Here is a 17,692-nt window from a genome sequence, read left to right as displayed (position 1 = left end):
TCGCTTTGCTCCGTTGAGATGACGCAACCAGGAGTATGCAGGTCGTCGTCTACGGCATCAACTGCCCGCCATTGACCTCGATCACCTGGCCGATGATGTAGCCGCTCAACAGATCGGAGGAGAGGAACAGATAGGCGCCGACGCAGTCCTCGGCCGTGCCGGCGCGGCCCTGCGGGATGGTGGCGATCATGCCCTTCATCTGGTCGTCGGTCGAGTAGCGCTCTTGGAAAGGGGTGGCGATGGTGCCGGGCGCCACTGCGTTGACGCGGATGTTGAAGCCGATCAGCTCCTTGGCCATGCCGCGCGTGACGTTGGAGACGAAGGCTTTGGCCGAGCCGTAAAGGCCGGCGCCGCCACCGGCGCCGTTGCGCGCGGCGATCGAGGAGGTGTTGATGATGAAGCCGCCCTGCCGCTTCAGCCATGGGATCGCCTTGCGCGAAGCTGTCAGCACGGAACGCGCGTTGAGATCCATCACCGCGTCGTAATGCGCTTCGGTCTGCTCGGCATAGGGCACGCGGCCGAGCATGCCGCCGGCATTGTTGACGAGGCCGTCGAGCCGGCCGAAATGTTGCGCACTGTCCTCGACGACGCGCTCGACATCGGCGGGGATCGAGAAATCGCCCTGGGCGAGGAACACGTCGCCGCCGCCGTTGCGAATGGTCGCGGCCAGGTTTTCGGCAGCCGCGCGGCTCGAATTGTAATGCAGCGCGACGCGGCATTTCTGCGCGGCGTAGGCAAGTGCAAGCGCCGCGCCGATGCCGGTCGACGCGCCGGTGACCAGCACCGCCTTTCCGGCAAGGTCGGGGATGACCAGAGAGGGGCTGACAAGGGTGGTGGTGGCTGGCACGTCTATTCCTCCGGGGGACTCTGCCTGCTCTTCGTAGGCCCTCGCAGTCCTCGCATTCAAGTCCGTAAAAGTTTAGAGCGGTTCACCGTTTCACGGAAACGGCGAACCGCTCCCTCTTTGTCTTGACGCAATTCCGGACGGAAAGCCGTTTCACACTTTTCCTGGAATTGCCCTATGGCCTGAGATAGGCGTAGCCCTGGCGTTGCAATTCGGCGAGCTTGACGACGCCGCCCCTGTCGGCTGCATGGAAGCCGTCGAGCAGGTCGGCCAGGCCGATATCCATGCCGTGCATGGTGTTGGCGCAAGCGTGCGGGCTGAGCCCATCCTGGACAAGGCCGGCGAACCGCCCGGAAATGGCGGCCGATATGCCCTTCGACTTGAAGGCGGCAAGTGCTGGGCCGTGCACGACAAGCGCGATGTCGACTTTGCCGTCGGTGCCTTCGAAGTGGTTCTTGATGTTGCCGAGCACGAAATTGACCTTGTCGAGGTCGCTGAGGTGATAGGCGACCTTTTGCCTTTCCTCTTCGGCCGCCGCCGGCTTGACTTCACTAGCTGCGGCCTTGATGGGGCGCAGCCCGAAAAGCCCGGCGGCCCCGGCAAGACCGACGCGGAAAATATCGCGGCGTCGCATGGCTTCATCTCCCATTTGGCCGGCCGGCGCAAATTGCGTGGCCTCGGCCTCGATCCTAACATAAGTTCACGCCATGTCTTGTCGGGGCAGGGGGAGCCAGCATGATATCAAGGACCGTGATGGGCGCCGGAGTTGGGGTTGCCTTGCTCGCCGCCGTCGCCGGCTCTGCTTTCGCCGATGACACGCTCAAACTCACCGAGCTCAGCCCCGACGGCAAGGACGCCTGCTTCGGCCGCGTCTATGACGCCGCGCATCTCAAGTCGCATCCGCAGCAGAAGGTGACGCGCATCTTCTTCTATTACGGCCGCGATCCGGTCAGCCGGCCAAACGAGGAGCCAAGCACCGGCATCGATTCCTCCTACAATGGCTTCATGGCGACGACGGTGCGCGGCGCCGAGGCGCCTGAATGGCTCGGCGGCTGGTGCAGTCATGAGTCGGAGGACGGCAAGACCGGCCCGATCCGTTGCGGCATGGACTGCGACCGCACCATGGCTTCGCTGAAGGTCGACGACAAAGGCCGGCTGATCGTCTCGGACGTGCAGCCCGACCTCTATCTCGACGCGGGATCGGAAGACGAGCTCGGCAAGGCGGAGTATGAAAGGCAGGCGCTGGGCAAGGACGACAACGGCTTCAGGCTCGACCCGATGCCGGCCGCCACCTGCAAGGCGGAGTTCGCGCGCATCGACCCGATCGACCCGGCCCTTGGCCCGCCATTGCGCGAGCGGCTGAAGCCGGACCAGCCCTTCTGCTACGGACGCGACTACGACGCCGAGCATCTCGGCTCGCATCCCGATCAGCTGACCCAGTCGATCAGGGTTTTCCGCGGACCGGTCGAGCTGGCGTCTTTCGCCAAGGAGGGCGATCCGGCCAATTGGCCAAGCGGCGCCGATATCGCCGTTTCGGTTACCACGCGGCAGAAATCGGCCAAGGTCACGCAGGTCTATAACTGTCAGGGCGAGGGCGACCAGTGGCGCTGCGCGGCGAGCGCGAAGACGGGTGCTGCCTCCTGCGATATCGGGCAACAGGAGGTCTTCCTTCGCCGCGGCGCCAACGGCACGATGATGCTGGCCAACCCGAACAGCGGTCTGCCGATCATCGATCTGTGTTCGGCGGAGGGCGACACAATGTCCGACGACAAGGTCTACCGGCTGGAGCCGATGCCGCAGGCTGCCTGCGGGCTGTAGCAGTTCAGAGACGCGATGCCGGCGGGACAGCACCCCCCTCTGTCCTGCCGGACATCTCCCCCTCAAGGGGGGAGATCGGCAGCTTCACCGACAGCGTTCTTCTTTGAAAATTGGCGAAAGCCGAAGCGACATCCAATCTCCACCCTTGAGGGGGAGATGTCCGGCAGGACAGAGGGGGGTGCTGTCCCGCCAACCTCAAGGTTTTGGATGGCGGCGTCCCGCTATCGCCTCACGCGAACGGCACGGCGGTCGTGCCTTTGGGCAGTTTCGCTTCGTCGTCGGGTTCGACATGGATGATGACCCGCACGGAAGGGATCTCTGCCTGCAGCGCGTCCTCGATGCGGTCGCAGATGACGTGGCTGGCGCCGACCGACATGTCGGCGTCGACGACCAGGTGGAACTCGATGAAGGTGGCGCGGCCGGCGATGCGCGTCTTCAGGTCGTGGACCTCGAGCGCGCCCTTGCAATTGGCCGAGATGATGTCGCGTATGCGGATATGTTCCTGGGTGTCGACCGCGCGGTCCATCAGCCCGTTCATCGACGAGCCGATGACGTGCCAGCCCTGCCACAGAATGTTCAGCGCCACGATCACCGCAAGAGCCGGATCGAGAACCTGCCAGCCGGTCAGTACGGCGCCGACCAGGCCGATGAACACACCGACCGAGGTCGCCACGTCGGTCATGATGTGCCTGCCGTCGGCAACGAGAGCCGGCGATTTTTCGCGTCGGCCGGTGCGGATCAGCGTCAAGGCCCAGACGGCGTTGATGACCGTTGCGACGCCATTGACGGCAAGGCCGGTCCATGGCTTTTCCAGCAGGGCGGGATGCTGCCAGGACCACCAGACCTCATTGAGGATCAGCAAGGCGGCAAGCACGATCAGCACGCCTTCGAGGACGGCCGAGAAATACTCGGCCTTGTGGTGGCCGAACGGATGGTCCTGGTCGGCTGGCTTGTAGCTGACCTGGATCGCCCAATAGGCGGCGGCAGAGGCAATGACGTTGACGATCGATTCCAGCGCGTCCGAATAAAGCGCGACCGAACCGGTGACGTACCAGGCCACCAGCTTCAGGCCGAGCACGACGCAGGCGACGACGATCGACCAGAAGGCGAGGCTGGCGACCTTCTGCCTGGCGGCGGCTTTGATTTCCGCCGCGGTCACTGGGGAAAAGATCCCAACACTGAGCCCTCGAACTAAGCGGCCTTTTCCTTGGCCTTGCGCGGCAGGTGCGCGACGATGTTCTCGATGATGCGCATGCCGGCATTGTGGCCGAGCGTCATGATCGATTCCGGGTGGAACTGCACTGCGGCGATCGGCTCCTTGCGGTGCTCGAAGGCCATGATGATGCCGTCCTCGGTCTCGGCGGTGACGACAAAACCATCGGGCAGCCGTACCGGATCGGCAAAGATCGAATGATAGCGGCCGACCGTCACCTCCTTGGGCAGGCCGGAGAAGATGATGCCCGGCTTCGACACGCGGATGCGCGACGGCTTGCCATGCATCGGGATGTGCAGTTGGCGCAGCTCGCCGCCATAGGCCTCGGCCAGCGCCTGCAGCCCGAGGCAGACGCCGAAGATCGGCAGGTCGCGCGCACGGGCCCGCTTGATGGTGGCGGCGCAGTCGAAGTCCTTCGGCGTGCCGGGGCCGGGCGAGAGCACGACCAGGTTTGGCTTCAGCCGGTCGAAGATCTCGTCCGGCACCGGTGTGCGCACCGTCGAGACATTGGCGCCGGTCTGGCGGAAATAGTTGGCGAGCGTATGGACGAAACTGTCCTCGTGGTCGACCAGCAGGATGTTGACGCCGTCGCCGACACGCGCGGTGCTGCGTTCGGTGCTGGCGGCATTGCCTGATTTGGCGTCGCGGATGGCGGAGAGCATGGCGGATGCCTTCAGTTCGGTTTCGGCTTCTTCTTCCTCGGGAATGCTGTCGAAGAGCAGCGTGGCGCCGGCGCGCACTTCGGCGATGCCATCCTTGATGCGGATGGTGCGAAGCGTCAGGCCGGTGTTCATGTCGCCGTTGAAATTGACCATGCCGATCGCTCCGCCATACCAGGCGCGCGGGCTCTTCTCGTTCTGCTCGATGAAGCGCATTGCCCATAATTTCGGCGCGCCGGTAACGGTGACGGCCCAGGCATGCGACAGAAAGGCGTCGAAGGCGTCCATGCCTTCGCGCAGCCGCCCCTCGATGTGGTCGACGGTGTGGATCAGGCGGGAGTACATCTCGATCTGGCGGCGGCCGATGACGCGCACCGAGCCCGGCTCGCAGACCCTCGACTTGTCGTTGCGGTCGACGTCCGAGCACATGGTGAGTTCGGATTCGTCCTTCTTCGAATTGAGCAGCTTCAGGATCTGCTCGCTGTCGGAGATGGCGTCGTCGCCGCGCTTGATGGTACCGGAGATCGGGCAGGTCTCGACGCGGCGGCCGTTGACGCGCACGAACATTTCCGGCGAGGCGCCGATCAGATATTCGCCCTCGCCGAGATTGATGAAGAAGGAATAGGGCGAAGGGTTGATGCTCTTCAGCTTGCGGGAAATCTCGGAGGGCTGGGTTTCGCAGCGTTCGTAGAACATCTGCCCCGGCACCACTTCGAACAGGTCGCCACGCTCAAAGCTCTTCATCGCCTTGCGCACCAGCTTGGCATATTCGCCGGGCTCGTGGTCGCCGCGCGGCGGGATGCGGTCGGCGGTCCTGAACGGCTCGACGATTTCGTCGCGCGGCAGGCCTTCGGTCGAGAAGCCATCGCCGGAATAGTCGTAGCGGTCGGTCCAGGCCTTGGTCGAATAGTGGTCGACGACGAGGATCTCGTCGGGCAGGAACAGCACGAGATCGCGCTGGCTTGGCTTGCGCTCGAGCTTGTAGTCGACCGGATCGAACTGGAAGGCGAGGTCGTAGCCGAAGGCGCCGTAGAGGCCGAGATTGGCATCTTCCTCGGTCTTGAACAAGGCGGTGATGGCACGCAGCACCGTGAAGACGGAGGGAACGCGGCTGCGTTCCTCCTCGGTGAAGACACGGCCGGGCTTGGCAACTTTGAGGCGGACGAGTTTGTTCGACGTCTCGGCGATCGTGACATCGTCAAGGCCGGCAAGCACCGTGCCGATCACCGGCAAAAGCACCTCGCCGCGGCGGTTCAGCGCCTCGATGCGCATGGCGCGGCCGCGTGCCGAGATCACCACCGGCGGATCGATGATGGCGGTGTCCCAGCGCGTATAGCGGCCGGGATATTCGTAATTCGAGGAAAACACGGCGCCGCGGCGCGAATTCAGCCCGTCGACATAGCCATCGATCGCTCCCTCATAGGGCCGATCATGGCGCTGGCGGGTAATCGCCACGCCGCCCGCAGTGACGAAGCGCTCGGCTCCATTCTCCAGAATTTTCGTCGTCATTGCCGTCTCCATCAGCGTCTTTGGGCAACGGACCCGGGAATGGCTTGAAAAAACAAATGGCCGCCCGGACATTCCGCTGCGGCCACCCTCTATTGTCACGCGAACGCGTTCGAACAGGCCGCTGTCAGCGAGCCCACCACCAAATGGTCTTGATCGAACGCATGTTCATGGCGATTCCCATAGCGGCGATTGGTCGGCCGCGCAACTGGATTCAAATGAAGGCTTCAATCCTCCAGCGTCCCGGACCTTGCATCGGCGCTCTTCCTGTCGCCGACCAGCTTCAAGAGGTCTTCGCCGGCGCGGATGATGCGGCGGGAACGCCGCGTCAGGATGAGGCCCGCCTGCGGCGCCAACACTTCCGTGCGGCCGTCGGGCTCGCCGGGCGCGTGGACGATGGTGGCAAGGCGCGCACCCTTGGTGACGCGGTCGCCCGGCTTCACGTCGTAGAGGATCGCGCCCGAGCGGGGCGCCGGCATCATCTCGGCGTTTTCGAGCGGCGCGACAATACCGGTAAAACAACTGGGCCCGACGAAGCTGCCAGGCGCGGGCAGCGCCTGATCCTGGATGACGCCACGCGCCACCAGCAGCCGGTAGAGCCCTTCGGCATCGGCGACGGCCAGGGCGCCGTCGACATCGAGTATGCCGCGATATTCGACCGTGGTGGCGACACGCCGGTCCAGGCGCGCCACGTCGGCTGGAGCGTTCTGATACGGCATGATCGAGGCGCCTTCGAAGGTGCCGTCGGGATCTTCGTGCCACAGCATCACCGCATCGACGCCCATGGCCGCTGCACAATCCGCCATGGCCGGCCACAGGCTGGTGTGGACATAAAGATAGGCGAGGCCCTCATCGTCGCAATGCAGGTCGAGCACAATGTCGTGGCCGATGGAGAGCTGCAGCAGCCGCGTTTTCAGCCGCTGGTCGACCGTGCCGTGCGTCGGCAGCAGGGCGACGTCGGGCGCGGCGAGCCGCGGAAAGCCGCGATTGAAATTGGTGCGCGTGCCCAGATGAAAGCGGCCCTGATGGTCGCCGTAAAGATATTGCGCGCGGCCTATCGGATTGGCCCAGGGCACGATGGTCATATTGCCGGTGATGCGGCCTTCGGCTTCCGCCTTGCTGAGCATCGGCATTAGCGTGTCGATAGCGACGACGCCCGGCAATTCGCCGGCATGAAGTGCCGCCTGCAGATAGGCGGAAGGCGCCGTCTTGTCCGACCCGGCGAAGCGGAAGAAGGGGAATTCGTAGGAAACGCCTTCGCTGTCGCCGGCGATGCGTTCGATGGACTTCTGCATGCTGTCCTCCGTCAAGAGTTCGGAAGACATGCCCGTCGCCGGCGCGCTTGTCGATTGGTCCAGCCAGCGGCGCTATGGGCGCAATGAGCCTACTCGGCGGGATGCGCGAGGGGTCGCGCGATACGCCCGGTTCACACCAGCGGCTTGAGTTCCTGGGCGATGGTCGGCAGAAGCTCCGAGACGTTCGGGTGGATGTGGACGGCGCGCGCCAGCGTGCTGACCGGCGCCTTGGCATACATCAGGTCGAGCACGCAGTGCACCGCCTCGTCGCCGCCCGGGCCGAGCACCGAACAGCCGAGGATCTCCCTGGTGTCGGCATCGACCAGGATCTTCATGAAGCCTTGCGTCTCACCTTTTTCGACTGCACGGCTGACGCGGGTCATTGGTCGCTGGCCGACCAGGGCGCGGCGGCCGGATTTCCTTACCGCTGTCTCGGTCATGCCGCAGCGGCCGAGTGGTGGGTCGATGTAGAGCGCATAGGCCTCGATGCGGTCGCTGACCTTGCGCGGATCGTTGTCGAGCAGGTTGGCGGCGACGATCTCGTAATCGTTGTACGAGGTGTGGGTGAAGGCGCCCTTGCCGTTGCAGTCGCCCATCGCCCAGATGCCGGGCACGCTGGTGCGCAACTGGTCGTCGACGACGATGAAGCCGCGTTTGTCGACCTCGACGCCGGCTTTGTCGAGGCCGAGATCGTCGGTGTTTGGCGTGCGGCCGAGCGCCAGCAGAACATGCGAGCCGACCGCAGCCGCCTTGCCTGGCGAGAAGGTCACGGCGATTTCGTTGCCTCGCCTGGCGAAGCGGATGTCGTCGGCGCCGAGATGGACGGCAATGGCTTCGTTTTCGAGGATCGACAAAATGGCGTCCGAGACGTCCTCGTCCTCGCGGCCGATCAGCCGCGGGCTTTTTTCGATGACCGTGACTTCGGAACCGAAGCGGCGGAACATCTGCGCGAATTCGAGCGAGACATAGCTGCCGCCGACGACGATGAGATGGCGCGGCAGCTCGTCGAGATCCATCATCGACGAGTTGGTCAGGTAAGAAATGCCGTCGATGCCGGGCAGGTCGGGCACCGAGGCGCGCCCGCCGGTGTTGAGGAATATCTTTTCGGCGCTCAGCAGATCGTCGCCGACGCGCACCGTGTTGGCGCTTACGAAGCGCGCATGGCCGCGATAGAGCGTGCATTTGTCCATGCCGGCAATCCAGCCTTCGAGATTGCCGCGGGCGTCGTTGGAGACCTTGTCCTTGCGCGCTTTGATTGCCTTGTAGTTTACGCCGACGGGACCGGAGAGCGTCACCCCGTAATCCGCGGCGGAGCGGGCGAGATGCGCGGCATAGGCGCTTGCCACCATCGTCTTGGTCGGCGTGCAGCCGGTGTTGACGCAAGTGCCGCCGACCAGCTTTCGCTCGATCAGCGCCACGCTCATGCCGGCCGCATTCAGCCGGCCGGCGAGCGGCGGGCCGGCCTGCCCGGCACCGACGATGATGGCATCGAATGTCTTTGCCGTCATGCCGCCGCCGCCACGATCAGAACCCCGCCGGCGATCGCCACCGCGGCCTCGATGAAGGCGGCGGGCGGGTCCTTGCCGAAGCCGGTGGCCAGGCGCTTGCGCGCCTCGGCGCCGCCCAGCGTGCCGATCACCGCGCCGATGGCGCCGGCGATCAGGCCGCCGATGATGGCGCCGCCGGTGGCGCCGATCACCGCGCCGGTGAAAGCGCCCAGGACGATGCGCGTGCCGAATTGCTGCGGCACCTTGCGGCTCGGCGTCGATGGCAGCTGGTCGGTGACCAGTTCGGCGATGGCCAGGATGGTGAAGATGCCGACGGCGATCCAGTGGCCCATGAAGCTCGCCCAGGTGCCGGCGACCGGTAACCAGCCAAGCCAGGCGCCCCAGGCGACCGCGGCGGGCGCAGTCATGGCGCGAAGCCCGGCAACGACGCCAATCAGGAGTGCAAGAATGTACAGCATGATCGATCCCCTCGATGGCCGGCTTGGGACAGGTCCGAGAGAGCAAGCTACCATAGGTCGGGTATTTGACCAGAGGTGGTGTCGCCGCCGGCGCTTCCGTATTTTCACCACTTGTGCTTTGGCAAAGTTGAAACTGGAGTTGCGGCCATGACGGCGAGCGAACGCACGAAAATGGCGGCGGGCGAGTGGTATTGCTGCCTCGATCCGGAACTGGAGGCGCTGCGCATTACGTCGCGCGACGCGGTGTTCGAGCACAACAGCCTACCACCGCGGCAGCGTGGCGATATCGGGCCTGGATTGCGGACGCTGCTCGGCGCTGCGGGCGAGGGCGCCCGGATCGAAGCGCGGTTCCACTGTGCCTATGGCTTCAACATCTTTCTCGGCGACCGCGTCTTCCTCAATGCCGGCTGCACCATCCTCGACACGGCGCCAGTCCGCATCGGCAAGGGAACGCTGCTCGGCCCTAATGTGCAGATCTATTGCGCCGAGCACCACAGAGAGACTGCTGGGCGGCAGGCAGGGCTGGAAATCGCCAGGCCCGTCGAGATCGGCGACAATGCCTGGATCGGCGGCAGTGCCATCATCCTCGGCGGGGTCAGGATAGGCGACGGCGCCATCGTCGGCGCCGGTGCCGTGGTGACGCGCGACGTGGCGGCGAACACCACGGTGGTTGGTAATCCGGCACGGATAATCAGCAACAGCTGAGCACCGTGCTTCTGTCGCCGGTCATGTCGTCGTTTTGATGGACATGGGGGCGGCTGTGTCACTTGGCCGGAGGTGGATGCAACCGTGTGTCGAGCGCAAACGCCTCCTGCGTCTTCATGGCGTATGCCCCTCTGGCGAGGCTCGCGTCGAAGATCAGGTTCCAGCTATGCTGCGATACGGCGCTCGGAATCACAACAAACCGGTGCCGTTGCAGAAGATCGTCGCCAAACGCCTGTTGTCCGGAGCTCGGGATGCCCGGGCGCAACCAATTGGGGTTGGGCACGGCGGCGGGGTCGACGATATGCACATCCGCGACATCGCTGACGATCGCTGCCGTCATGACATGCGCAATCGTGTCGAGCACCCTGAAGCCCTTATGGACCGCAACTTCGAGGATCGCAGTCGACGGATCGATCGAGCAGTAGACGGCGCGCACGCCCTTGCTGTTCCAGCGTCCGCCCACCCTGTATGCGCCCTCGCCACTATCCCATGTAGGCGCAAACGCGGCTTGATCGAGGCGCCATCCGATGAGGTCGGAGCCACCGAGCGCCGCCGGCAGCGGCGTCATGCATAAACGCCATATTCAAGCCGTTCCAGATAGTCTTCTACAAGCTCGATCCCCGCCGGTGTCGCCAGAAGGTCGATTGGACGACGCTGGTCGAGCCCAATCGCCGGGCGCTCCAGCCATTGCTCTGCCTCCACCTGCGAACCGAACACGTCGGTCGCTTTCGACAGGATCTCCGCGAACTTCCAGGTTCGTCCGCTCTGGTCCTGACTGAGAGGCTTGGAAGGAGCATCCTTGCGGCGCTGGTAGGTGCGCAGGCTCATGCCGACGGCCTTCTCCAGCGAATCAGTCTTCTGGATGAAGACGAGTTGCCCGATAAGATGGTCCAGCGCTGAAGCCGGCAGGCCGTGCAGAAGCAACTCGTGGGCATCCAGAGCGCTGCTGAGGCGCCTTGCCAGAATGCGGCTGCCGCCTAGCAATTTCGCCACCTTCTGAAGTTCATTGTTTTTTGCTGCTGGCGCAGCCTTTTCCAATGCCATCGCTACGGCGAGCCCTCTTCGCGTCATCTGTCGCTTTAATATATGACAGATGACGCAGAGCCTTTCAAGCACGACAGGCTCGAGAGCAGGGCAATCGCTTAGAGAAAAAGATAGCCTGCTCGGGCCAGATGGCAGTCCAACGTTGGCACTGAAGCGATTGCCCTGGAATCGAGCGCAAGCCTAATTTCGCCTCGGCATGTGCGCCACGCGCTCCGCCTGAGCACTCTTCGAGAATTCGCGCCGGTACTGCGCCGGCGAGGTTCTGAGCCGCGCCGCGAAATGCTGGCGCAGCGAGGTGGCGCTGCCGAAACCGGCCTCGAAGGCAACCGTGTCCATCGATTTTTCCGTTGCCTCCAGCAGCCGCTGCGCCAGCTGGACGCGCTGTTCGGTCAGCCAGTCACCGAAACTGGTGCCGATCGTTTTCTGGAAACGGCGCGTGAACGTCCGGCGGGTAAGGCCGGCGAGACCGGCAACGCTGTCCAGACTGTGCGGCTCACCCAGGGTTTTGCGCACCGCTTCGAGAGCCTGGGTGAAGCGGTCCGCATTGCCGGTCCTGGCGATGGGACGTTCGATGAATTGAGCCTGCCCGCCCTGCCTATGCGGAGAAAGCACGATCTGCCGGGCCAGGCGAAGTGCCGCCTCCGCGCCGTAACGAGCCCGTACGACGTGCAGGCAGCAGTCGAGCCCGGCGGCGACGCCGGCGGATGTCACGACATCGCCATTGTCGATGTAGAGCACTTCCGGTTCGACGAGAATGTCGGGATAGAGTTCCTGCAGCTGATCCGCGTAGGCCCAGTGCGTCGCCGCTCGCCGCCCCGAAAGCAGTCCGGTCGCCGCAACAGCGAACGTTCCCAAGCACAGTCCGACGATCAGCGCGCCGCGCTCGTGCGCGCCAAGCAACGCGTCGATCAATGCGGCTGGAGGCGAGCTCCCGAGATCCTTCCAGCTTGGCACGATGATGATGTCGGCGTCATCGAGCGCGGAAAGCCCGTGCGGGACGCTGATGGTCAGCCCGGCATCGGTGCGGATCGGCCCGTCCTCAATCGCGCAGACCCGGAAGTCGAAGCGCGGCAGGCCGAGCTCCGTGCGATCCGCGCCGAACACGAGACACGGCACGGAGAGATGAAACGGGCTGATGCCATCGAAGGCGATGGCGGCAACGGCAGGATCGGTCATGGGAGCTCCAGCAACGGGCGAGGCCGATTGTCCCAATTCTTTCGAATAATGTCAATTGGGACACTTTTTGCGATCCGGCGCCGAGCTTATCGTCCACCCATTAATTTCAAACAGGAAAGGAAAACCCCATGTCGCAACCAGCCACAGGCAAAGCTCCACGCCGCGCCCTCATCGTCATCGATGTTCAAAACGACTATGACGGCGGCAACCTCGCCATCCAGCATCCGCCCTTCCGCGACAGCGTCGTCAATGTGGCGCGAGCGATGGACGCGGCCACCGAGGCAGGCGTCAAGGTGGTGGTCATCAAACAGTTGGCGCCGGAAACCTCACCGGTCTTCGCCAAGGGCAGCCATGGCGCCGAGTTGCACCCGGAAATCGCCAGGCGAAACCGTGACCACTATGTCGAAAAACACCTGCCAAGCGCCTTCACCGGCACCGACCTCGAGGCGTGGCTGCGCGCCAACTCTATCGATACGATCACGGTCATCGGCTACATGACGCATAATTGCGACCTGTCGACGGTCATCCACGCCGTGCATATGGGCTTCGAGGTGGAGTTCCTATCGGACGCAACGGGGTCATTGCCCTACGCCAACAGCGCCGGCTACGCGTCGGGGGAGGAAATCCATCGCGTCATGACGATCGTCCTGCAATCGCGCTTCGCGGCCGTTCTCAAAACCGCCGAATGGATCGAGTGCCTGAAGACCGGCGTGGTACCCCAGCACGACACACCCTATGCCTCCAACCAGCGCGCGCTGGCGCGGAGCGCAGCGTAGGAGACCATTGCGGACAGGCAGAAGGGCGCCGCAGCGTTGCGGCGCCCTTTGCCGTACGAGCACTGATTATCCCTAAAACAGGCCTTCGATCTGGCCGATTTCGTTCAGGAAGATCTTTTCCGACGATGGCGCTTTGGGCAGACCGGGCATGGTCATGACCTCGCCGCAGATGATGACGACGAAGCCTGCGCCGGCAGACAGCCTGACCTCGCGCACCGGTACGGTGTGGCCGGTCGGCGCGCCGCGCAGATTCGGATCGGTGGAGAAGGAATATTGCGTCTTGGCCATGCAGACCGGCAAATGACCGTAGCCGGCGTGCTCCCAGGCGTGGAGTTGGTCGCGCACCGATTTGTCGGCGATCGCTTCGGAACCGCGATAGATGCGCTGGACGATGGTGTTGATCTTCTCGAAGAGCGGCATGGCGTCGGGATAGAGCGGGGCGAATTGCGACGCGCCGGATTCGGCCAACGCCACGACTCTTTTGGCCAGTTCCTCGATGCCGGCCGATCCCTGAGCCCAGTGCTTGCACAGGATCGCCTCTTCGCCCATCGAGGCGACGTAGTCCTTCATCGCCTGGATCTCGGCCTCGGTGTCGGAGTAGAAATGGTTGATGGCGACCACAGCCGGCACACCGAACTGGCGGATGTTCTCGATGTGGCGGCCGAGATTCGCACATCCCTTCCTGACCGCCTCGACGTTCTCCTTGCCGAGGTCCTCCTTCTTGACGCCGCCATTCATCTTCATGGCGCGAACCGTGGCGACGATCACCGCCGCTGCCGGCCTCAGGCCGGCCTTGCGGCATTTGATGTCGAAGAACTTTTCGGCACCGAGATCGGCGCCAAAACCGGCTTCGGTGACGACGTAATCGGCTAGCTTCAGCGCCGTCGTCGTGGCAACGACGGAGTTGCAGCCATGCGCGATGTTGGCGAAGGGGCCGCCATGGACGAAAGCCGGGTTGTTCTCCAGCGTCTGCACGAGATTGGGCTGCATGGCGTCCTTCAAGAGTACGGCCATGGCGCCGTCGGCCTTGAGGTCGCGCGCATAGACGGCCGACTTGTCGCGACGATAGGCGACGATGATGTCGCCGAGGCGCTTTTCCAGGTCCTTCAGGTCGGTCGACAGGCACAGGATGGCCATGACTTCCGAGGCGACTGTGATGTCGAAACCGGCCTCGCGCGGGAAACCGTTGGCGACGCCGCCGAGCGAACAGATGATCTCGCGCAGCGACCGGTCGTTCATGTCCATGACGCGGCGCCAGACGACACGGCGGGTGTCGATGCCGAGCTCGTTGCCCCAATAGATGTGGTTGTCGATCAGCGCCGACAGCAGATTATGCGCGGTGGTGATGGCATGGAAATCGCCGGTGAAGTGGAGGTTCATGTCCTCCATCGGCACGACCTGCGCGTAGCCGCCGCCGGCGGCACCGCCCTTGACGCCGAAATTCGGTCCGAGCGAAGCCTCGCGGATGCATACGATGGCCTTCTTGCCGATGCGGTTGAGGCCATCGCCCAAGCCCACCGTCGTCGTCGTCTTGCCTTCGCCGGCCGGTGTCGGGTTGATGGCGGTGACGAGGATCAGCTTGCCATCCTTGTTGCCCTTCACCGACTTGATGAACTCGGCCGAGATCTTCGCCTTGTCGTGGCCGTAGGGCAGAAGATGTTCGCTCGGAATGCCGATCTTCTGGCCGATCTCCTGGATCTGCTTCTTCCTGGCGCCGCGCGCGATCTCGATGTCGGACTTCACTTCGGCCATGGACGACTTCCCTCTGAATTGGACGGATTTGACTAGTGTGGTCGCAAGAATAGCCCGGCATTGCAGGCGCGGGCATGTTCTACCCCTGTCGCTGCCGCGGCGTCAACTTTCATGCAACTATGTTTCCTACGAAGAAAATGCCTCTGCGGCCGGCTGCCCTGCTACAGGTTCTTTTCGCGCCGGTTGCCGCGCCGTATAGAAGCCAGAGCAGGCGCGGTTCCGCCGTCTCAAAACAGCCGCGTAATACGCGAAAAGCGACAGAAGCAACGGCGCAAATTCACCAGCGCCGGCTGTGCGGGACGATCCGCTACTGCGTCAGCACGTTGCTGATCTCGACCATGTTCGAGCGCACCCTGAGTATGTAAAACCCCATCGTCGTCAGATGTGTCGGCAACAGCCAGCCGTCCTCGCGACCATTGGCGATGATGAAGGGCTGGATGCGCAGCGCCGAGACGAATTGCGCGTCCATCGTATCCCACAGGTTCTGCAGGTGCTTTTCCTTGATGACGTCCTCGAAGTCGGCCTGTGCGCCCTTCATCAGCCCGTAATAGGCATAGAGCTGGCCATAGGCGAACCAGAAGCGGTCGTCGGCGCGCGTGTCGAACCAGCCATTATTGTGGTTTTCGGCACGCTCCTTGAGGATCGCCGAGGTCGAACCGATATCGGACGAAATGCGGTCGATATACTGCTTGAGATTGTCGGCGCGGGCATCGAACGTCGCCTGGCAGGCTGCGAGGCGGGCGTTGAAGGAACGCAGCTTGCGCACCGCGTCGCGATAGTAGCTCGGCGTCGGCGTCTTGGGCCCGAACGGGTTCAAGCCGAAATACCAGGTTTCCTCATCGAACTGCAGATTGCCGCGGGCGTCCTGCAGGTCGGCGTCGATCTGCGAGGTGGTGCGGACGCGGCCGAGATTGTCGGCAAGCTCGGTCGCCGTGCGCCGCACCGCCTGGTTGATGCCGCGCTGGAACGACGCCTTGTTGTCCATGAACGGCGTGTGGTCCCAGTCGATGCCGAACAGGCCGAGCTTGTAGAGGATCATCGACGACACCCAGGCATTCTGGTTGACGTTGAAGTCGGTCAGGTCGGCAGCGACCTGGGCAATGGCTGAATTTCCGCAGGTCTTGGCCGTGTCGGTGCCGGCGCCGGCGGAAACCTGTTCACCGGCGGAGCTGTTGCGTTTTTCGAACGTGTATTTGTCGACGTAATTCGGGTCGAAATTGTTCCACCACTGGGTGGCGTAGAAGAAGTTGACATAGAGACCGATCAGCACGAGCACAGCCAGGCCGAGCACCGCCTTCAGGATCCAGCCGCGTTGCCTGTACCAGCGCCCCGCCCACAGGAACGGCCACAGGATCGCGCCGATGAGCAGGCCGATGCCGCGGCCAATCCACTGGAAAATCCGGGTGAAGAAATTCACGATCGGATCAAGCATGGCGATGTCACCCCCTCAGTCAGTCAAGCCGTAGAGGCGTGTGCGAAACGCCACCTTGTCCTTCAGATATGTGGTTTTCAGAACGTCCACAACATGCGATCGCCAGGCGTCGCTGAAGCCTTCATAGTCCCTGTAGAAGCCCGGCTTGTTGAAGACGTAACGCGAAACGAAGTCCTGCGGCACGAAGTCCGAGATCAGCTGGTTGGTCAGCCAGGCGTCGGGATGGTCCGGCTTGGCGCGGATGACCAGGAAGCGCTGCTGCGGGAACACGTCCTCGATCTTGAGATGGCCGAGCTGGGCGATCTCGCGCTTGGCGGCGTTGAGGAAGGGAAAATTGCCGTCCCTGGTGATCAGATCGGTATGGCCGTGGATCCAGGTCTGCAGCCAGACCTTGTCGACGTCGGTCAGATTGCGGTCGGGATCGGCGTCGCGGATCAGCGCGCGCACCACCATTTCGGCGCGATGCTCGAGATAACCGGAGGTTTCGATCCATGAGGCGCGCGGCAACTCGAGGCGGCCGGTCGAAGCGAGGAATTTGAACACCTTGTCGGCGTCGTGGATCGAAAGGTAACTCACCTGCCATGGCCGCGAGCGGCGGAAGCCCGGCGCTGCCGGGTCGCTGATCACCGTCGTCACGTCCGGATCGACAAACACATAGAGCCCGCCGAAATGGCTGGTCCAATAGGCATTGTGGCGGAAGATCACCTGGTCCGGCACCAGCGCATTCTCGCGGATGTCGCCGCAGATCTTCGCCAGCTCGACCATGTGGGCCAGCATGGCGTTGTCGCGCCAGGCATCCGGCTCCTGTTTCAGCCGGTCGACCAGCTTGCCGAGCTCGGCGGCCTTGCCGAGCACATCCTCGGCCGACAGCACCTTGAACTCGACCTGGTTGATCGACAGCAGGTCCTCGATGCCGTCGACCTTGGGGACCGAATCCTCGATCTCGCCGTAGATGACGTCCTTGATCGTCAGCGCATCGATGGCGCGCTGGTTCTTGGACATGAACTCGTACATCAGCAGCGAGGTGTTGGAGAACGCCGTGTGCACCACCGGCAGGTCGATCTGCGACGGCGTCAGGATGATGAAGCGGCGGTTGACCTCGTTCGGATCGAGGTAGCTGTAGTCGCCGCATTCCTCGGCGACCTGCGGCGAAAAGCCGGTACGGTCGATCTCGAAGCTTTTCAGCTTGGTCGGCTTCAAGCCGAACGCGACCATCGCCTTGTTGTAGCGCTGGATCAGATGCGGCTCGTCGATCGTCAGCAGCCGGCCGTAGATCAGCTCGTTGTCGCGCAAGAGGTCCATGGGCAACTTAGACGATTTGGAGGGACTTCATAAGCCCTCGATGAACTACAATGCTCTCCTTAAAATTCAATTCTGCGTCAGGCCGTTCGTACCTAAACATATGGACACCTCGAACTACCGGCATTTCCAGAGTGGGTGGTGCGACAATGAGGTTGCGAACAGCCTGACGCGCGGCGGGGGCTGGATTTCGGTCGTTGGGGCTGA

Annotated in this window: 16 protein-coding genes; 3 read left to right on the top strand and 13 right to left on the bottom strand. The window is 63.4% G+C overall.

Features of this window, described 5'->3' with window-relative positions:
- Positions 1-49 precede the first annotated feature (49 nt).
- Positions 50-847 (bottom strand): SDR family NAD(P)-dependent oxidoreductase, encoded by a 798-nt coding sequence (locus tag NKJ84_RS27130; protein ID WP_352508986.1) that lies wholly within the window; start codon positions 845-847, stop codon positions 50-52.
- Positions 848-1,019: 172 nt separating this feature from the next.
- On the bottom strand, positions 1,020-1,478 hold the full coding sequence (locus NKJ84_RS27125) for a DsrE family protein (RefSeq protein ID WP_352456435.1): 459 nt from the start codon (positions 1,476-1,478) through the stop codon (positions 1,020-1,022).
- Between the two features lie 101 nt (positions 1,479-1,579).
- Between NKJ84_RS27125 and NKJ84_RS27120 the strand changes: the two genes are divergently transcribed.
- Positions 1,580-2,662, top strand: a complete 1,083-nt coding sequence (locus tag NKJ84_RS27120) for a hypothetical protein (protein ID WP_352508985.1) — start codon at positions 1,580-1,582, stop codon at positions 2,660-2,662.
- A 229-nt stretch (positions 2,663-2,891) separates the two neighbouring features.
- Here NKJ84_RS27120 and NKJ84_RS27115 read toward each other — a convergent pair whose 3' ends face one another.
- The 5 genes from NKJ84_RS27115 to NKJ84_RS27095 form a co-directional block, all read right to left on the bottom strand.
- Positions 2,892-3,821 (bottom strand): cation diffusion facilitator family transporter, encoded by a 930-nt coding sequence (locus NKJ84_RS27115; RefSeq protein WP_502896230.1) that lies wholly within the window; start codon positions 3,819-3,821, stop codon positions 2,892-2,894.
- A 32-nt stretch (positions 3,822-3,853) separates the two neighbouring features.
- Positions 3,854-6,043, bottom strand: a complete 2,190-nt coding sequence (locus tag NKJ84_RS27110; RefSeq protein ID WP_352508984.1) for an anthranilate synthase — start codon at positions 6,041-6,043, stop codon at positions 3,854-3,856.
- A gap of 224 nt (positions 6,044-6,267) precedes the next feature.
- The gene (locus tag NKJ84_RS27105) at positions 6,268-7,335 is read right to left on the bottom strand and encodes a M14 family metallopeptidase (protein ID WP_352508983.1); all 1,068 of its coding nucleotides are present in this window, start codon (positions 7,333-7,335) and stop codon (positions 6,268-6,270) included.
- A 131-nt stretch (positions 7,336-7,466) separates the two neighbouring features.
- The gene (locus NKJ84_RS27100) at positions 7,467-8,843 is read right to left on the bottom strand and encodes an FAD-containing oxidoreductase (protein WP_352508982.1); all 1,377 of its coding nucleotides are present in this window, start codon (positions 8,841-8,843) and stop codon (positions 7,467-7,469) included.
- The gene (locus tag NKJ84_RS27095; RefSeq protein ID WP_352508981.1) at positions 8,840-9,301 is read right to left on the bottom strand and encodes a DUF4126 domain-containing protein; all 462 of its coding nucleotides are present in this window, start codon (positions 9,299-9,301) and stop codon (positions 8,840-8,842) included. Before NKJ84_RS27095 ends, NKJ84_RS27100 begins: the two co-directional genes overlap by 4 nt.
- A gap of 147 nt (positions 9,302-9,448) precedes the next feature.
- On the opposite strand from NKJ84_RS27095, the gene NKJ84_RS27090 reads away from it, so the two are divergent.
- A complete protein-coding gene (locus NKJ84_RS27090) occupies positions 9,449-10,006 on the top strand; it encodes a sugar O-acetyltransferase (protein ID WP_352508980.1) in 558 nt (185 codons plus the stop codon).
- A gap of 58 nt (positions 10,007-10,064) precedes the next feature.
- Here the strand turns inward: NKJ84_RS27090 and NKJ84_RS27085 are convergent, their stop codons facing one another.
- From NKJ84_RS27085 to NKJ84_RS27075, 3 genes are all read right to left on the bottom strand, one after another.
- Positions 10,065-10,574, bottom strand: coding sequence for an RES family NAD+ phosphorylase (locus tag NKJ84_RS27085; RefSeq protein ID WP_352508979.1), 510 nt, complete (start codon positions 10,572-10,574; stop codon positions 10,065-10,067).
- Positions 10,571-11,050: a type II RES/Xre toxin-antitoxin system antitoxin gene (gene parS / locus NKJ84_RS27080; RefSeq protein ID WP_302896769.1), complete on the bottom strand. Its 480-nt coding sequence runs from the start codon at positions 11,048-11,050 to the stop codon at positions 10,571-10,573. Before parS ends, NKJ84_RS27085 begins: the two co-directional genes overlap by 4 nt.
- Positions 11,051-11,230: 180 nt before the next feature.
- Positions 11,231-12,226 (bottom strand): helix-turn-helix domain-containing protein, encoded by a 996-nt coding sequence (locus NKJ84_RS27075; protein ID WP_352508978.1) that lies wholly within the window; start codon positions 12,224-12,226, stop codon positions 11,231-11,233.
- Positions 12,227-12,354: 128 nt separating this feature from the next.
- On the opposite strand from NKJ84_RS27075, the gene NKJ84_RS27070 reads away from it, so the two are divergent.
- Positions 12,355-13,002, top strand: a complete 648-nt coding sequence (locus NKJ84_RS27070) for a cysteine hydrolase family protein (protein WP_352508977.1) — start codon at positions 12,355-12,357, stop codon at positions 13,000-13,002.
- A gap of 72 nt (positions 13,003-13,074) precedes the next feature.
- Here NKJ84_RS27070 and NKJ84_RS27065 read toward each other — a convergent pair whose 3' ends face one another.
- The 3 genes from NKJ84_RS27065 to NKJ84_RS27055 all read right to left on the bottom strand — a co-directional run bounded on the left by NKJ84_RS27065 (position 13,075) and on the right by NKJ84_RS27055 (position 17,488).
- Entirely contained in the window at positions 13,075-14,754 is a 1,680-nt protein-coding gene (locus tag NKJ84_RS27065) for a formate--tetrahydrofolate ligase (protein WP_352508976.1), read from the bottom strand.
- A gap of 307 nt (positions 14,755-15,061) precedes the next feature.
- Positions 15,062-16,186: a DUF2333 family protein gene (locus tag NKJ84_RS27060; protein WP_352508975.1), complete on the bottom strand. Its 1,125-nt coding sequence runs from the start codon at positions 16,184-16,186 to the stop codon at positions 15,062-15,064.
- Between the two features lie 15 nt (positions 16,187-16,201).
- The gene (locus NKJ84_RS27055) at positions 16,202-17,488 is read right to left on the bottom strand and encodes a DUF6638 family protein (RefSeq protein ID WP_352508974.1); all 1,287 of its coding nucleotides are present in this window, start codon (positions 17,486-17,488) and stop codon (positions 16,202-16,204) included.
- Positions 17,489-17,692 lie beyond the last annotated feature (204 nt).

This window comes from Mesorhizobium sp. M0048 (genome assembly GCF_040323405.1).
In the GTDB taxonomy this organism is placed as follows: domain Bacteria; phylum Pseudomonadota; class Alphaproteobacteria; order Rhizobiales; family Rhizobiaceae; genus Mesorhizobium.
Note: the sequence above shows the minus strand (reverse complement) of the source record. Positions and strands in the feature narration are given on the sequence as shown.

Bases quoted from the DNA above. Each gene is read 5' to 3' on its own strand.
- NKJ84_RS27085 (WP_352508979.1), bottom strand. From the start codon at position 10,574: ATGACGCCGCTGCCGGCGGCGCTCGGTGGCTCCGACCTCATCGGATGG.
- NKJ84_RS27100 (WP_352508982.1), bottom strand. From the start codon at position 8,843: ATGACGGCAAAGACATTCGATGCCATCATCGTCGGTGCCGGGCAGGCC.
- NKJ84_RS27065 (WP_352508976.1), bottom strand. From the start codon at position 14,754: ATGGCCGAAGTGAAGTCCGACATCGAGATCGCGCGCGGCGCCAGGAAG.
- NKJ84_RS27095 (WP_352508981.1), bottom strand. From the start codon at position 9,301: ATGCTGTACATTCTTGCACTCCTGATTGGCGTCGTTGCCGGGCTTCGC.
- parS (WP_302896769.1), bottom strand. From the start codon at position 11,050: ATGGCATTGGAAAAGGCTGCGCCAGCAGCAAAAAACAATGAACTTCAG.
- NKJ84_RS27055 (WP_352508974.1), bottom strand. From the start codon at position 17,488: ATGGACCTCTTGCGCGACAACGAGCTGATCTACGGCCGGCTGCTGACG.
- NKJ84_RS27060 (WP_352508975.1), bottom strand. From the start codon at position 16,186: ATGCTTGATCCGATCGTGAATTTCTTCACCCGGATTTTCCAGTGGATT.
- NKJ84_RS27120 (WP_352508985.1), top strand. From the start codon at position 1,580: ATGATATCAAGGACCGTGATGGGCGCCGGAGTTGGGGTTGCCTTGCTC.
- NKJ84_RS27090 (WP_352508980.1), top strand. From the start codon at position 9,449: ATGACGGCGAGCGAACGCACGAAAATGGCGGCGGGCGAGTGGTATTGC.
- NKJ84_RS27075 (WP_352508978.1), bottom strand. From the start codon at position 12,226: ATGACCGATCCTGCCGTTGCCGCCATCGCCTTCGATGGCATCAGCCCG.
- NKJ84_RS27110 (WP_352508984.1), bottom strand. From the start codon at position 6,043: ATGACGACGAAAATTCTGGAGAATGGAGCCGAGCGCTTCGTCACTGCG.
- NKJ84_RS27105 (WP_352508983.1), bottom strand. From the start codon at position 7,335: ATGCAGAAGTCCATCGAACGCATCGCCGGCGACAGCGAAGGCGTTTCC.
- NKJ84_RS27070 (WP_352508977.1), top strand. From the start codon at position 12,355: ATGTCGCAACCAGCCACAGGCAAAGCTCCACGCCGCGCCCTCATCGTC.
- NKJ84_RS27125 (WP_352456435.1), bottom strand. From the start codon at position 1,478: ATGCGACGCCGCGATATTTTCCGCGTCGGTCTTGCCGGGGCCGCCGGG.